This is a genomic window from Phycisphaerae bacterium (genome assembly GCA_024102815.1).
GTDB lineage: Bacteria > Planctomycetota > Phycisphaerae > UBA1845 > UBA1845 > JAGFJJ01.
In genome coordinates this window covers 21,911-38,259 of the sequence record JAGFJJ010000011.1, presented here as the reverse complement: position 1 = coordinate 38,259, position 16,349 = coordinate 21,911, and the positions used below count along the sequence as shown (strand labels likewise).

Sequence of the window (16,349 nt, the reverse complement as noted above, 5' to 3'; positions counted from 1 at the left end):
GCAAACATATTGACGGAGTCCGGCAGATGTCCGCAGCACGCTTCGACATGACCGCACCGGCCGAAGTCTTCCGAAAACGCCGCGCAAAGTTGGCCAAGCTGTTGCAACGACCGCTGGTGATCTTCGCCGGCTACAGCCGCTCTCGGAACTATCCCGACAACCATTACCCATTCCGCGCGGCCAGCAACTATCTTTATTTCGGTGGTCCCCCCATCGAAGGCGCCGCGTGGTTCATCGAGCCGGGCAGCGATGGCGATCGCGGCAGTACGCTGCTTCGTCCCGAGGCCGGCGTGGAATTGGCCGTCTGGTTCGGGGAATTACCCTCGGACGATGAAATCGCAGCCGCGGCGGGTGTCGGCAAGTCGTCACTGGTGGAACCGGATCGACTGGAGTCCCTGGTGCACAACCGCAAGTCGGCTGGCATTGCCGTGCCGTGCCGCGCGTCGCTCGATCGCATGGCCGCCCTGGGCATCGACGAGACCACGCCGGAAGAGAAGCTGGCGATCATCGACATGCGCCTGATCAAGGACGCCCATGAGCTAACCGCCATGCGCCGCGCCGCCGACATCAGCGTCGAAGCGCAGCTTGCGGCGATGCACACCTGCGCCCACGGCCGGACCGAAGCCGATGTCGCCGCGGCGTTGCATGCGGTCTACATCGCTCACCGCGCCCAGCCGGCTTTCCCGCCCATCATTACGGTACACGGCGAAGTACTGCACGGCGGTGACCTGACCGCTACGCTGAGCGACGGCCAACTCCTGCTCGCCGACGCCGGTGCCGAGGAGCCCGGTTGCTACGCTTCCGACATTACGCGCACCTACCCCGTCAGCGGGGCGTTCACACCCATCCAGCGCCAGCTCTACGACACCGTGCTTCGCGCCCAGAGGGAAGCGGTCGAGGCCTGCATCCCGGGGCGGCGCTATCGCGACATTCACGAACTTGCCGCCCGCCTGCTCTGCGAGGGGTTGGTCGAAGCCGAGATCCTCAAGGGGAATCCGGGCGAACTCGCCAAGCGCGGAGCGCACACGTTGTTCTTCACGCACGGGCTTGGGCACCTTGTCGGCCTGGACGTGCACGACATGGAGGACTTCGGCGATCTCGCCGGGTACGCCGCGGGCCGGGAGCGACCCAGACCATTCGGAAGCAAGTTCCTCCGTCTGGATCGCGACCTCGAGCCGGGACATGTCGTCACCATCGAACCGGGCATCTACCTCGTCCCTGCCCTCTGGCAGCAGGATGACCTCGTCCGCCCGTTTGCCGACGCCGTGAATCGTCGCTCGGTTGACGCACTTTTGCGCGATGGTTTCGGCGGCATCCGCATCGAGGATACCGTCGCCGTGCGCGGGCCGGATCAGGCCCCCGAAGTGCTTACGGCACGGCTTCCCAAGGACCCTGAAGCCGTATGTGAGGAAGTCGGCCGGGGATAGCCCAAGGTTCCTGGGCAGGGTGTTCCTGAACGATCTCTCGCGCAGCGACGTGGATTATGGTTCTTTCACTTCTGCCAGGAATCGAACCGGATCACTGTAGACCGTGGGACCCGTCCCGAGGTTCTCCCGCCTGATTTCCTCCAGCGGCATTCCCGTGTCCATTTTCCGAGGGAACGCATCGCCTTCGATGGCGTCCACGTGACCGTCGGCCAGTGCCACGTTGGCCCGGCCCACACGTCCCGGATGACGGTAGCCAATCCGCGAGTCACGATCTCCGAGTCGCGTCTTTTCCTGGTTTCCGGAATAAAGTCCGTCCGCGAGCGCAATGAGTCGGCCCGGCGTCTGGAACTCTTCGAATCGCTGCGTCTTCAGGACCCTGCCGAACGGATCCGGGCCGTATCCCACCGAACCCGTGAAGTGAATGCCCGGCGTGAACGGGCGCCGCGGGCCGATGGGATTGTCGCCGTTGATCCAATAACCCACGCGAATGATCCGGTCGAAGCCGCGCTCCGGAAGTGTCTTCGAATAGTTTTTGGACAGCGTCAGCACTGCCGGCCAGTCCATGTAGCCCTTCGGATGCTCCCGGTTGGTGCCCGTCTGCGTGCCGGCCATGCCCTCCACGTCCAAAGTCTCCGGGCATACGAACGGGTTATCCTTGAGCGAGCCGTTGCCCGTGATGTAAAGCCCGGCGTCCAGGATCGGACCCCAGCCGTCCAGCGGATTCAAAACGCCCACGCTCACACCGTGCATGTTGTACGAGGGCACCACCGCGCCGCTGTTCTGCGACGCGTAGGTTTGAATCGCGGTCATGAGCGACCGGAGCTGTGCCCGGCAAAGAACGGCTTTGGCCTGCTTGCGCGCCGAGGATAGCGCCGGAAGCAGAATGGCCATCAGCAAACCAATGATGCCGATGACCACGAGGAGCTCGAGAAGTGTGAAACCCCGATGCCGTCGCCTCTCCCGATGATCCAGGGGAATCGAATACCGAATTCCTCGGTTCCCCGTTTGCATCGCCTTTCCCCCGCTCCGCTGGGTCGTTATCACGGGCACTGCCGATCCGCCGGTACTGCCGGCCCGGACAAGCAATTCATCACCCCGATTCCGTCAACCAAGTCGACTGCACCGTCTCCATCAACGTCAGCGTATTGGCACTCGCCCGCCGCCACGTCCGCTCCCGAGAAGCAGTTCATCCACACTGCGACGTCGGCCAGGTCCGCCACGTCATCACCGTTAAAGTCAGTCGGCGCCTCGCCGCGCATGGGGCGATCGAACCGCAGCGCCCGATTGTTGCCCGTGTCCAGAACGTATACGTTGGCCGCAGAATCCGTATCGACGCCTGTGGGCCCGAACAGCCCGCCTGCGTCCGTCATGAACGGACCCAGCCCGTGGTTCTCGCCATTCGAGTTGAGTTCACTGAATTGTCCAAAGACAAATCCCGGCAGCGACGGCCACTCCAACGGCCTGCGAAACACCACAACGCGGTTGTTGCCCGAGTCCGCCACGAGCAGCCGACCCAGCGGGTCAATCGCCAGATCGATCGGCAGATGCAGCCCCTCATCCGGCCCGCCCGCGTTCGCCGATCCGCCTGCGAAATCCGCCTGCCCGTACACGGCGTCGGCTGTCGTGTCCGTGTTCAGAGGATCATCAAAGCGCAGCACCCGATGGTTGTTCCAGTCGGCGATGTAGAGATTGCCATCCGCGTCCAGCGCCAGGCCGATGGGGTTGTACAGATTGTCGGCAGTAGGGGGGCCGCACGGCGTATCCGCCCCGTTTACGCATGCCGCGCCCTCCGCGATATTCTTCACCAGCCGTGTGAAGTCATCCAGCTGCCCGAAGACGACGTCTGCGAACGGCTTGTTCTGCGTGGGATTGCTGTAGTGCAGCACGCGGCTGTTGCCCGAGTCCGCCACGTAGACATCCCCGCCGCGCACCAGCACCCGACCCGGAAACAGGATGCTGTCCGCACTCGCGGAGTCTTCAAAAACGCCGAAGTTGCCGAGATCGCTGGTGAAGTCCGGCTGGCCGATGACCAGGTCCGCCACGCCGTCGTCCGTCACGGGGTTGTTGAACTTCAGCACGCGGCTGTTGAACGCGTCCGTCACCCACAGGTTGCCGGATTCATCCACGTCCACGCCCTGCGGGTAGTAGAACCCGTCCGCACGCGCCGTCGTCGATCCGCGATTGGGATCGCCGCTGACGAAATCCGGCTGGCCGACGACGAGGTCGGCCGCCGCGCCGCTGAGCACGGCTTCCGCGTCAGGCCAGCTCAACACGCGGTTGTTCTCCGCATCGGCGACGTACACCCGGCCGTCCGGTCCAATCGCCATACCCGCCGCGCTGGACGGCGCCATGTTCGCCGCATTCGCCGTCCCCGACGGCGCGTTCGGATCATTGACGGTAAACGAGCCTTGGCCGAGCACGGCGTCCGCGGTCGTATCGAAGGGCTCCGCCAGGCAGGGCCGCAAACACGCCGCCGGCACGATCGCCGCGATGAGCAGATGCACCATCACCGCCGCCCGTGCCCGACGGACCCCATTGAGCGGGCGACGCTCCCGCGCCCCGGCAATCCGCCCCGCCGATCGCCCGACGAGCGCGTTTCCCCCCGTCCCCCGATCGTCCGCCATCACCCCGTTCTCCGGCCTTTCCTTGCCCGATCCTCACCAAACGGCCGATATTCTAACCGCTGATGCAACGGCAAGCACGCGGTTCGAGGTTGAGAATTCCCGTCACCTGCGCGGATGTTGCCGGATCGGGACTTGGCGAATGCCTGAATTCTACGGACTATTCTGCTCTGAACCGCTGGACGCCCACGGGGTCTCCGCTCCAACGCCGATCATCAGGTATCGCGACTTGCTGTACGAGGCGGCCAGTTGGAACACGCCCCGGCCCGTGGTGGCGAAGCCCGAGTGGCACGCGGCTGACCTGTTTCTCCGGGTGGGCTTCATCTTGACGAACCTACGGCATGCAGCAGGTGGCATAGTGCGGTTCCATAACGGGCGCGGCACGGCCGAGCGGTAGATCAAAGAGGGCAAGAACGCCGTAAAGTAGACGCGCCTGAGCTGCTGGGACTTCGTGGACAACCAAGTCCAGTCGCAACTCTTCGCGCTGGCGTGCAATCTGGGAAACTTCCTGCGCCGCCTTGCGCTGCCGCGGGCGTTCGGCGCACAGAGGCTGATCTTGCATGTGGATGCTCGAAATGGGTGCGATAACGATTAGGAGGTTCGGCGGCATTGCCGGACGACGGTCATTGGAGAGACGTTGGATGGGAGGGCGACTGGTTGTCTTGAGCATTGGATGTCGTCGCCAGGCACAGGTGATGCGGGTGCAGTTGGAATACTTAATGCGAGTGGAGAATTAAATGAACTTTGAGAAGGAGTACGAAAGCGTGCTGGTCGACGTCGAGCGACAATTTCGAGGTTTTGACCTCGTAGTCAGGGACGGCGGCCACACGGGCAATTCGAGCTACATAAGTAAACACCGCCACGAATACTTACGAACGCTTCAGGATGTGGACGCCTTCTTTGGCAAGTCGAGAGATAAGAGTATTTTCGAAATTGGCGCATTTTTTGGCGTCGTGGCCATAGCACTTGCACGACTCGGTTATCGAGTCACGGCCTCGGATGTCCCTGAATACATGGGCCTTTCAGCTCAGCAGCAACGCTTTTCTCAACACAATGTAGCGATTCACCAGATGAATCTTCGGGACTACGTGATTAGTCTTCCGAGTGAATCCATGGACTGCGTAATAATGTGCGAGGTATTGGAGCATCTTAACTTTAACCCGCTTCCCCTTTTCAAGGAGGTTAACAGGGTATTGCGGAATGACGGGTTACTCTACATCGCGCTTCCCAATGGAGCACAGATTCGGAACCGTATAAATATGGCTCTTGGTAGGCCCATCGGGTTAAAAATCGACGAGTTCTTTGATCAGCTCGACGCGAATCATGAGCTTGTAGCAAACGGACATTGGCGAGAATACACTATGGCGGAAATTCGATCGATTTTAGAGCCATTGGGATTTCGGAAGCACAAGTCTTATTACTTCAGCCTTGGAGAGTGTGAGCGCAAACGGTCGTTGCGTAAGTTGATGGGAAGATGGTTCTACCGGCAGTTTCCTTTCTTCAAGGAGAATCAGACCAACCTCTACGTAAAGGAGAGAGCGACTCCGATCGTCTTTGACATTCCAGGGACTGTGCACCCTACATTGCGAAAGCTCTGACGAAAGTTTGGCCCGTCCATTGGACGAGTTACACGTGAGCGTGCGTGTTCTTCGATCTTTTTGTCGAAAACGCAAATACAAGGCGACGCGACTACCCAAGACGGAAAGTAGATCGTTCCTCCGATTTCACAAGCCTTCGCGCTGCGATGCGCCCATTATTGACCAATTTCACTGGAGATCGTCGGGCAGTTGATACCCCAATCCTCCACGAGGTTTCGCACCTTCTCCACTAACGGGAGGTATTGCTTGAAGCACGCCGCCTGAGTGCCATGCTGGTACGTAAGGCAATAGGTGCGTTTCTCCCCACGGAGTAAGAAAAGAGCGTCCCTGACGCAGGCAATCACGTCGGGAACAGGTGGTGTCCTAATTCCACTCGATTCATCTCAGATCGAATCTCAATTCCGCTCAAACGCGCCCATATCCGGCGCAGACCCGACGGGCCGATGAACGTGCAGGATGTCCTCCATGGCAGTACCGGAATGGGTGCCGCTGTTCACGGCCGGACTCGCAGCCTGCAAGGTCAGGTTCAGCGGGCCATCGGCGAATAGTGGATTGGCCAACAGACTGCCCGTTCCCTTCCCCAGCGCCTGCCATTCACTGAACGCATAGCTGCTGCCATTCAGCGTGAAGATCCTGCCGTTTGACTGCGTCGGAAAGTACCAGAGGTTGTTGGACGCCTGCACCGCGTCTGTCGGGACGTACGCAAGATCAAGCGCCTTGACGACCGGCGTCGTGGCCTGCAAGACAGCGCCGATGTTGTTGCGAATCACCATCCCCTGGGGCGCATTCCCGGTGTCCGAAACGCGGACCAGCGTTGTGTCCACGTTCAGGTTGCGCCAGCTCGTATTGTTGTAAATGTGCCAGTTGTTGAACGTGCTGAATCCCGGCACGGGGGAGCCCAGTGCGACCCAGGACCGCGTATCCAAAAAGAGGTTGTTCCGGACGGTGACATCGTTGGCGCCCCTGGACTGGATGGCGTCTTGTCCGCCCGCCGAGGTTCGGAAGTCAAAAACGTTTCGCTCGAAGATCACGTCTTCGACGAGCTGACGACTTGCCACGTTCTCCGGACCGACTGAGCAGATCCAGGCGCTTTCACCCGGCGGGACCCAGGCGTTTCCGGCAACAACCATTCGGGCAGACTTCAATTGGTCGGTCTCGCCTGCGCCACAGAGCTTCAGGTAATGACCTCGCGAATTGCCATTTCGAAACGTATTGTGAGAAATTACAGAATGCGTAATGTACGTTCGAACGAGATGTTCGCTTACGACGCGATCAAATGTGCACCCGATGAAGCCAATGTGCTTCGGAGGAGCGTTTCCCGTTCCGGAACTGTAATAGATGCCGTAGTCATCCTGATCGGCGAGCGTTGAATCGGCGATGATCGAGCCACTTGTAAAACCCCATCCCGCGCCGATTGCTGTCCGGTATTGCCGGACGGTAATTCTCAGAATAACGAAGTCCTTTCCAACACCCAGTGCCGTCCCGGCTTGCGTTCCCGCCGGCGGGCCCCGAAACTCCAGGTCCATCAGCCGCACGTCACTTGTCGTGCTCTTGAACTCCAGCGTCGTGCTCTCGTGCAGCGTCTGGATGACCGGGTCCGCGCCCGTGCCGTACGCCCCGAGGATGTACGGACCGGTCTTGTTGCTGATTGACGTCGACCCGGCAAAGGCCTGCGTTGCATTGAACGCATCTCCCCGCCGCAGCAGCACCCGCCGCGGGCCGTTTGACAGGAACAGCATGGTGATGGCCTTTTCCCAACTCTTGAACGCCGTCGCCGGCGTCAGGCCGTTGTTCGTATCGCTGCCGGCCGACCCCGTCGACTGCCCGTTCTCGTTCACGCCGCTGGCCGCGTAATACGTTGTTCCCGAGAACCGCGTCACGCTGATGATCTGCTGGGCCGTCGCGGTGACGCCGTTGGCGTCGCGAACCGTGAGCGTGACCGTATAGTTTTTCGAGGCAACTTCGTTGCACGTCTGGCCCGAAGGGCAATTCCCGTCCGTCTGGCAGCTCGCCCCCGATCCACTGCATGTGCGCGGCAGTTCGAATACGTGGGCGACCATCGGTCCGGAGTCCACGGCCGTGCTGAGCGGGTTGCACGATTGTCCCGGAGCGCAGTCACTGTTGGTCGAGCAGGGCATGGCCGTGCCCGTGCAGCGCTTTACGTTCTTGAACGTCGCGTTCGGATCGCCAAAGTCCCATTCGTAGTTCAGTTCGTGGAATGGGCGGCTGGTACTCGGACTGGTCGTACCGCTGGCGTCGAAGAACACCCCGAATGGCGAAACGCCCGAAGTCCGCGTCGGAACCAGCGAGATGGTCGGTGCCGGTCCCGGCCCCTGGGCAACGGACATGCTCACGATGATGGCAATTGCCGAACCCGTGCTCGGTGTCACGGTAATGGTCCCCCCGTAGGAATTGTCCGCCAAGCCCGTCCGATCGACCGCAGCCGTGATCGTGTCACTCTCGCCCGTGCTGGTTCCACTCGTTGGCGACGCCGATAGCCAGGCCCGGTTATCACTGACAGTGTAGCTTAACGATCCGCCCCCGCAATTCCGCACCTGAAAGGAAAGCTGGGATGTAACCAGCCCGAAGTTCAGTGAGGTTGTGCTCACGCAGAGGCTGGGCGGCTCGCACCCGTCCGGCGTGCCGTCGTCGTCCGCATCCGCGGCGTCGTCGAACCCGGGACAGGCGTCGTTACAATCCGGCACTCCATCGGAGTCACTGTCCACCTCGGATACCCCGCAGCCACACACGCCGGCCGCGATCTTTGCCGGGTCGGCCGGGCAGGAATCGTTGCAGTCCGGCGTGCCGTCTCCGTCGGAGTCCGTATCCGGGACGCCGCAGCCGCACAATCCAGGATCAGTTTTCAGCGGGTCATCCGGGCAGGCGTCCGACTCCGAGCCACCTCCCCCACCCCCGCCCGGAAGCGTGACAGCCGGCGAGACGGTCACCGCGACATCGTCGAATCCCGACAGGTCGTCCTCGAAAACGGTCAGCACAAAGGTCAGCACCTGAGGTTCGGTTACGGGCGGGGCAACGAAGCTTGGCCGGGCCGATTGGGCATCACTCAGCGTAACGCTTGGTCCCTGTGTCTGGACCCACTCGAACGTGAGTGTTCCCCCGGCTGACGGCAGGCTTGAACTGCCATCGAGCATGACGGTCTCACCGGCCGACGCCTGAAGGTCCGCACCGGCGATCGCCGTTGGCGGGGCTGCAGCGTTGTCAATGGAGTCGAGGACTTCGACGATCACGACATCCTGTGAGGTGTTCGTGCCGTCGTCGACTTGCAGTTCAAACTGGAGCACGGTGTCTCGCGTAACATCTGGCGCGGTGAAGGTCGTCAGCGCCGCTCGCGGATTGCTCAACGTGACCGACGGGCCGGACCCGACCTGCGCCCAACTGTAGCTCAAGGAAACACCTTCCGGATCGCGGCTCCGCGCGCCCGACAGCGCCACGACGTCCCCTTCGAATGCGACCTGGTCGGCTCCGGCGTCGGCACTCGGCGGCTCATTCGGGGGTGGAACCGTCACGACCAGCGTCAGCGTGAACAGCGCTTCACCGGAGCGGTCGACGGCGCGAACAACGACAAGGTGCTCTCCGGGCTCAGAAAAAAGGTGAACCTGGGAGCTCCCAAAGGCGACGACGCCGTCGCCGAAATCCCACTCGAATTGCAGGGCGGTGTCGTTGATGGGCTGACGGGCTGGCGCCTTGACCGCAAAGTTCCATTTTCCGGCGTTTTCCGGATCCTGCGTGGCTTCAAGCTGAAATTCGGAAGGATCGAGCCCGGCCGGGTCGATGACGTCATTTGAACCGTTGTCGTTGGCGAGCGAGGAATTGTCATTATCCGGTGTGGCGGGGTCATCCACGATGGTGCTGGGCAGGCTCGAGCGTGAGTCGGCGAGCAGACCCCCGCATCCGGGGAGGTTGGACAGAAACAGTGCGGCGAATATGAGCGGATATTGGAACGCGGACCAGGCGCGCGGATTCCAGGCCACGGCTGCTTCTCCCCCCTGAAGCCTGCTAGTCGCAACCGGCCTCCGCTGGGCGCAAATGACTTCTGCGAGCAGGCGGTTCCGAATGATCCCGGACCCCTCTTTATCAGGTTAAGATAGGTTGAGTTTCGGGGAGGGGCGGATTCGGAATTCCTGGGACGACGGGGGGCAGGCGCCTATAAAACAGTGTATGCCGCCAACCCCGATGCGCCGGCGCAAGTGCCGATAACACCGTTGGCCGCTTGCCGACAATCCGAACGCAGAAGCCCGAGATGACGTTGCCTGCCAAAGAAATAGCCGCTGCCAGCGAAATCCCCTTGCGACGGGGGCCTTCGATCGACGCGTTTGATGGTCGGTGGTGTGTTCTTCACACCCGATCACGGAATGAGAAGGTCATCGCCGCCGAGCTACTCCGCCAGGGCGTGGCCCATTTTCTCCCGCTGATCCGGGTGCCGCGCATCTACGCCGGGCGCCGCCGCACCGTGGAGATTCCCCTGTTTCCCTGCTACGTCTTTCTCTGCGGTGCTGACGCTGAACGGCAGATCGCCCTTCGAACGGAGCGTGTGGCCAACATCCTCGAAGTGCCCGACCAGGACGGCCTTCGCGCCGACCTGAGCCGCATCCAGCAGGTCGTGGAGAGCGACGTGCCCGTCGATCTCTATCCCCGCCTCCGCTCGGGCGTTCGATGCCGCGTGATTTCCGGCAGTCTTATCGGACTGGAGGGCATCGTTCTCCGGCGCCGCGGCCCCTGGAAGGTCTTCGTGGGCGTTCAATTCGTCGGCCAGTCCGCCGAACTCGAAATTGATTCGAGCCACCTCGAAGTCATCGACTGATTACCAGCATTGAGAATCAGCCTGCCGCCGCGGCCGGACGACCCTGGTGCGCTTCGCCGTAAGCTCCTGCGGCTCGTCAGGGCGCATTTTTCTGGACCTGCCCCCCAGAATCGGTCGAAAGCTAGGGTGCGGCCGGACGCAGCGCACGCGTACCCGCGCTTCGGGCCGGCCTAACGTTCCGATAAGCGATTTCTGGTCAAGAGGTGAATGGGTCATGAAGCCGCCATTCCAAACAGATCTGCGTCTGATCGAGACTCGTCTTGGCACATTTCTCGCAGTTGCTCTGGCTGCTGCATTCGCCGGGACCGGCTGCGCGCCGGATCATCGTATCTCGCTGGACAAGTTCGTTGCCATGCAGCACGCCGTCGAGTTGCTTCCCGTGGACGCTCCGGTGACGCCGCCGCAGGTGAATATCGATGATGTCCTCGGACCCTACGTGGTCGGTCCGAATGACGTGCTATCCATCAGCATGGTCCGCGCCGACCAGACCCCGCTGTTTCCGATGACGCATGTTCGCGTCGACCGCGACGGCGAAATCGAGCTGCCCATTGTGGGATCTCTGAAGGTCTCCGGGCTGGCCATGGATGAAGTCGACCGGCGCATCCGCGATGCGTACATCCCGGCAGTGGTCACGGAGGGCGTTGTCTTTACCGACCTTGTTGCTCCGGATACGTCCAACGTCCTCGTCACGGGTGCAGTGACAATTCCTGGATTCGTCCCGCTGCGCCGCACGGAACGAAACATCGTCTTCGCCATCGTGGCCGCGGGCGGCGTGACCGACCTGGCTTCAGGACAGGCCACGCTGCGACGCATCCGCAACCCATACGAGCCCGAAACCTACCAGCTCAAGGATCCGCTGAGTTTTCAGGAAGCGCTGGCGGCCGAACCGCTCGAGGCCGGGGACATGATCTTTGTGGACGCGGCCCGACCCAACACCGTTTTCGTCGGCGGACTTGTCCTGCAAACCGGTCCGCAGAGTTATCCGGCGGGCACGGACGTCAACATCCTCCAAGCCTTGGCCGCCGCCGGTGGAACGCGGCCCGACCTCACCCCGCGCGAGGGAACGCTTATCCGCCGGCTTGACGACGGCACCGACGTGCAGGTCAAACTGAATCTTCACCGCATCGCCCGGGGAGAGGATCCCAACATCGATCTTCTGGCCGGCGATATCCTCTGGGTGCCCGACACGCTGGGAACACGCGTGCAGGATTTCATCAACCGCAACTTCTTCATGCGGGCGGGCGTCAGTGTCACCTACAGCGTTACGGGTGTGGAATACCTGAACCGCGCGGGTCAGCAGAGCGGCCGGGGATTCGATCAACAGAGTACATTTGATCCGCTGGGCTTCCTGAACCGGAACTCCGCGCTCCAGAATCTGACCAGCCGTCCCGTGCAGTAAGGGATATGCGGTCCGCTGTGCGGACCATCCTCCAGGCCGCCGGTGCAACATCGTCAGCGTCGGCGAAATTGAACACACGTCGTTCCGTCACCGAATGGACGTGACCTCAAGTGTTCCCAAGAACGCGTCACCCTCAGCGCTGATCACGCGAAGGACAATCGTGTGCGCTCCGTCCTCTCGGGCGGCACTGCGCCATCGGTAGCTGACTCGACTGCTGGTTCCCGAAACGGCCTGGGTCAGAACCGTTTCCCCATCGATAATCCACTCGATGGTCGCCAATCCGTCGCCCGACGCCACGTCGGCCGAGATGGTCACATCGCCTTGAACAATGGAACCGTCGCGCGGCGACCGGAACGACACCGTTCCGGATGGGTCCGAACCGCGCGAAGTCAAGAACGTGACGCGAACCGAAGCCGCATCGCTGCGGTTCCCATTCGTGTCCGTCGCTACGGCGGTGATCTCGTGCTCACCGGTGCCGAACGCGCTGGGGTCAACCGCAAACAAATAGGGCGCTCGCGTGTCCACCGCGAACGCCGCGCCGTCGATGGACAGCACCACGTCCGCCACCCCGCTCTCGTCACTTGCCGAAACGCGAGCTGCAAACAACCGGCTCTGCCGGCTTCCGCTGCGGGGTCCCAGGACGCGGACGCGCGGGGGAGTGTCGTCACGAGATTCGACGGTTGCGGCGGCGGCGCTCACCGCGGCCCCTGCGTCGACCCGGCCGTAGCCGAACGTGTCATCCCGACCACTGTTGCCCAGATCGGCGGAAGTGTCTCGAAGGAGTTGGGCAATGGTCGTCGGGCGAAGCTCAGGATTCGCCGACCACATCAGCGCGGCCACGCCCGTGACGATGGGCGCTGCGAAAGACGTTCCCGTCGCGGGACCGTACCCGCCGCCAAGCGATGTGGTCTCGATGGCGGTTCCCGGAGCCACGAGATCAACGAACGGTCCACGATCGGAAAACGGCGCGATTCGCGTGTCGTCCACGAGTGCGCCGACAAACAGCGCGGCGTCGAAGCCGTCGGCGTCGCGGTATCGACCGCCGTTGCCGGCGCTGATCACCACGAGGGAGCCTTGAGCCTGGGCCCGCTCGGCCGCGGCTTGGACGATGGAATTCGACCAGAGCGGCGCGAAACTGACGTTGATAACATCCGCGCCTTCCTCCTCCGCCCGGAGAATGCCGGCCGCAAGATGGCGGCTCGTCGACCGTCCCGTGCCGTCCGCGGCGCGAATGGCGACGATCGGGCTTCCCCACGACACACCGGCGACACCGGTTGCGTTGTTCGACGCTGCCGCGGCGACGCCGGCGGCTTGCGTCCCGTGACCCGCCTCGTCACCAAAGTCGCCGCTTTCATCGTAAACGTTCCAGCCCGTCAGGATCTTGTCTTGAAGGTCGGGGTGCGACTCATCGATTCCGCTGTCCACAACACCCACCACGATGGCGTCGTCGCCCGTACTGATGTCCCACGCCTCGGGAAGATCGATGAAGAATAGGTGTGTCTGGTCTGCGATAAGCGAATCATTGGCCACGCGCTCGGCCGTAAAGACATAATTGCGGTGGATTTCCTCGATCAGACCGGATTCCGCGAGCGAGGCCGCAACCTCGTCCGTGGCGCCTTCGGCCGTCGTAAGAACCGTGACGCCGATCTCCGGCAGAGTCTTGGACGCCGCCGCCCCGGCCGCCGCATACACGGCGTTGATCTTTTCTTCTGACGCACCCGGAAATGGTTGTACCAGGAGCTCTGATTCAACCACTGGCAACAAAGCCAGATCGGGATCGGTGTCATCTGCAAAGACCTTGGTGGCGGGAAGTTCATCCTCGCTGGGTGATGCATTCGGTACCGTGGTCGTACCGCATCCCATCAACATCGCCGCCACAAGTCCGGCGAGCCCAATTCGATATCGACTCCGAGCCAATGGACTACCTCCCTACGGTCGTTGAAGCGAGTTCGGCACCATCAAGATCGAGAACCCGATGGACGAGGCGGCCCACAGATTCTCGGACGCCGTACTCCAATTGCATTTGTCCGTGGGCGTATCGGCGGGCCGCTTTGGCGACTCCCGCCCGCGTGGAAAAAAGCCTCAGCCCCGACGGCGGGGGCCTTCCAAGTCTACGGTCCGGCAGCCCGAATCGGTCATAAGTGCTTATCGGAGCATGGTTAGCAATATTTGCGCAATTTTTGCAGGGTCAGTATTGATTCCGATATTCCAGTGCTGTTATCATGCCCCCCGGCCGGAGGAAATCCCGGATTGTGAAACCGTAAACGGAAGTTCACCGCGCAACGATCGCGCAGGTTAGGGGAAATGATCATGAAGCGCTTTGCGTCTCTCGCAGTTGTGGCCGTTGTCTTGGGGCTGGCTCAGTCCGCAATGGCGGTCATGGTTCCGGACGTTCTTTATCGCCTGCACAACCACCCGGACGGGAACCTCGTTCCTCCGCCGTACGGTCTGCGCTTGGACGGACTCGATGGGAACACGAGCCATCGGTTCACGTTCGATTTTGATTATGACGACGGCTCGATGCAGTCGGCCATGTACCTCGATTTCGATCTGGGTGCGGGCACGATCCACATTTTCGGTGACGTCTACGGTGGCCAGGATACAGGAAGCGGCTACGGAGCCGGGACTGCGGGCTGGTGGAAGGTGGACTTCACCTACACCACGAACGTGACCAGCGCCGCCGACGGCTACAACCTGGATGACGTTCGCGTTACGGACGAAGACGCCGCCAATTCGGGAACGATCACGGCCCAGTTCGGCAGCATGCAGTCGTACAACCTGGTCGACAAATCGGACGGGAACTTCAGCTTCCGTTTCGGTGACGACAGCTCCGCTCCCGGTCACCGCGGTTTCGCGGGCATCAGCGGCTGGGGCTGGCTCACGCACGACGGCTACAAAGATGCGGCCGGGAATCCGGTTCACGTTACGTCCTCGGACTGGCTGTTCACCGCTCGCCCCGCTCCGGTGCCGGGCGCCGTGATTCTCGGCCTCGCGGGCTTTGGCCTGATCGGCCTGCTTCGCCGCCGCATCGCGTAGGCATCGTCCTCTGAGAGAATTCAAGAGAGCCCGGGTTCCGTAAATGGAACCCGGGCTTTTTCGCGCGCCGCGCAGTAGCTCTCGCCGTGACAAATCCAACTGGAACCGCCAGAAATACGAAATAAAGCGCTTGCCGAAATCGTCTAAACAAAGACGGGGACTTGGTCATTTCCTCCTGCGAGCGATACGGAGCGGCGGATGAACCGAGCAATGCTCTTTCTTCGGCTTGTATTCCTGTTTGTCCCCTGTGCGTTCACTGCGGGAAAGGCCATCGCACGTCCGGTCGAGGTGCCGGCAGTGTCACGGTCGACCGAACCCGATTCCGGAACGTTCGAGGCAGCCGGTCCCGAGCACCGCTTCGATGAGATTCTCCAACGCATTCGCCGCGGCGGATTCTTCTCCTCGCGCGCCGGCCGGGAGCAATGGAACAACCTCGTGCAGACGCATCGGGCGGCCATTGTCGCCTCGAGCTCGCACGCGGAATTCGCCGATCGGCTCAACGCACTCATCGCGGCGACAGGTCAGTCGCACTTTCAGTACTTCACGGACGACGAGCTGGACTATTGGTTGCTTTCCAGCGCGCTGGAGCGAGGCGGCGCGCGTCTGCTCGTGGACCACGTCGGTATCATCCCCAGTCGCATTTCCGGTCGCTGGTTCGTTGCAGGAATCCTGGAGTCCTCTCCGGCATCCGACGCCGACATTTGTGTCGGAGATGAGCTGGTTGCGGTCGACGACGGGCCATTCACCCCGGTCGAGGCGTTTCGCGGAAGGTCCGGTCGTCCGGTTCAAATCGAACTGCGCCGGACGCCCGGGCATTCGCATTTCGTGGAACTCGTTCCGGTGCGGGAGTCGATGACTGCGGCAATCCATCGAGCCATGCGGGCCAGCATTCGCTCGTTCGTACGCGACGGGCGCACGTTCGTCTATGCCCACGTATGGACGCTCCTTGGTGCAGGACGAATGTTTTCCGATCTGGCTGCGGAAGCGGCCGACGCTGACGGCGTCATCCTCGACTTCCGCGACGGCTACGGAGGGACCACGACGGCGGCGACGTGGTTTCTGCTCGGACGGGGACCTTCTCCGGTGGGCGGTCGGTCGCTTTCCCCGCCGGCTTGTCCCATGGTCGTGCTGACAGGAGCGGGAACCCGCAGTGCCAAGGAAATCGTGGTCAACGCGGCGCGGGACGCGAACCGCATCATCATGGTTGGTGAGCGGACCGCCGGGGCGGTCACGACGGTGGATCTGGCCCACACCGGACCGGTCGGCCTGGACGGCTACCTCATGCTTCCCGGCCAGCGTCTGTCGCTCGAGGGCAAACCGCAACAGCCCGACTTCGCCATGTCCCGCAAAATTCCCTATGCCGCTGGGGCGGACCCGCAGCTTGAGCTCGGAACGGAAGTCCTGTCCGCGTGGCTTGTCACACACTGATCGCGGGAGTTCGACGCC

General features: G+C 62.1%; 12 protein-coding genes. 7 read left to right on the top strand and 5 right to left on the bottom strand.

Annotated elements, in window-relative coordinates:
• Positions 1-26: 26 nt before the first annotated feature.
• Positions 27-1,427, top strand: coding sequence for an aminopeptidase P family protein (locus J5J06_03555; protein MCO6436143.1), 1,401 nt, complete (start codon positions 27-29; stop codon positions 1,425-1,427).
• 54 nt (positions 1,428-1,481) lie between these two features.
• Here the strand turns inward: J5J06_03555 and J5J06_03550 are convergent, their stop codons facing one another.
• On the bottom strand, positions 1,482-2,438 hold the full coding sequence (locus J5J06_03550; protein ID MCO6436142.1) for a type II secretion system protein: 957 nt from the start codon (positions 2,436-2,438) through the stop codon (positions 1,482-1,484).
• Positions 2,439-2,467: 29 nt separating this feature from the next.
• Entirely contained in the window at positions 2,468-4,051 is a 1,584-nt protein-coding gene (locus J5J06_03545; GenBank protein MCO6436141.1) for an NHL repeat-containing protein, read from the bottom strand.
• Between the two features lie 139 nt (positions 4,052-4,190).
• On the opposite strand from J5J06_03545, the gene J5J06_03540 reads away from it, so the two are divergent.
• Positions 4,191-4,445 (top strand): transposase, encoded by a 255-nt coding sequence (locus J5J06_03540; GenBank protein ID MCO6436140.1) that lies wholly within the window; start codon positions 4,191-4,193, stop codon positions 4,443-4,445.
• Here the strand turns inward: J5J06_03540 and J5J06_03535 are convergent.
• On the bottom strand, positions 4,383-4,610 hold the full coding sequence (locus J5J06_03535; GenBank protein ID MCO6436139.1) for a hypothetical protein: 228 nt from the start codon (positions 4,608-4,610) through the stop codon (positions 4,383-4,385). The genes J5J06_03540 and J5J06_03535 overlap by 63 nt on opposite strands.
• A gap of 175 nt (positions 4,611-4,785) precedes the next feature.
• Between J5J06_03535 and J5J06_03530 the strand changes: the two genes are divergently transcribed.
• On the top strand, positions 4,786-5,646 hold the full coding sequence (locus tag J5J06_03530) for a class I SAM-dependent methyltransferase (GenBank protein ID MCO6436138.1): 861 nt from the start codon (positions 4,786-4,788) through the stop codon (positions 5,644-5,646).
• 395 nt (positions 5,647-6,041) lie between these two features.
• Here J5J06_03530 and J5J06_03525 read toward each other — a convergent pair whose 3' ends face one another.
• Complete coding sequence (locus J5J06_03525) at positions 6,042-9,638, bottom strand: PKD domain-containing protein (GenBank protein ID MCO6436137.1); 3,597 nt, start codon at positions 9,636-9,638, stop codon at positions 6,042-6,044.
• Positions 9,639-9,907: 269 nt separating this feature from the next.
• Between J5J06_03525 and J5J06_03520 the strand changes: the two genes are divergently transcribed.
• Together J5J06_03520 and J5J06_03515 are read left to right on the top strand one after the other, a co-directional pair.
• Entirely contained in the window at positions 9,908-10,468 is a 561-nt protein-coding gene (locus tag J5J06_03520; GenBank protein MCO6436136.1) for a UpxY family transcription antiterminator, read from the top strand.
• 214 nt (positions 10,469-10,682) lie between these two features.
• Positions 10,683-11,867 (top strand): polysaccharide biosynthesis/export family protein, encoded by a 1,185-nt coding sequence (locus tag J5J06_03515; GenBank protein ID MCO6436135.1) that lies wholly within the window; start codon positions 10,683-10,685, stop codon positions 11,865-11,867.
• Between the two features lie 87 nt (positions 11,868-11,954).
• On the opposite strand, the gene J5J06_03510 is transcribed toward J5J06_03515, so the two are convergent.
• Positions 11,955-13,784 (bottom strand): S8 family serine peptidase, encoded by a 1,830-nt coding sequence (locus J5J06_03510; protein MCO6436134.1) that lies wholly within the window; start codon positions 13,782-13,784, stop codon positions 11,955-11,957.
• Between the two features lie 393 nt (positions 13,785-14,177).
• Here J5J06_03510 and J5J06_03505 point away from each other — a divergent pair, with 393 nt between their 5' ends.
• Positions 14,178-14,903, top strand: coding sequence for a hypothetical protein (locus J5J06_03505; protein MCO6436133.1), 726 nt, complete (start codon positions 14,178-14,180; stop codon positions 14,901-14,903).
• A 198-nt stretch (positions 14,904-15,101) separates the two neighbouring features.
• Positions 15,102-16,331, top strand: coding sequence for a hypothetical protein (locus J5J06_03500; GenBank protein MCO6436132.1), 1,230 nt, complete (start codon positions 15,102-15,104; stop codon positions 16,329-16,331).
• Positions 16,332-16,349 lie beyond the last annotated feature (18 nt).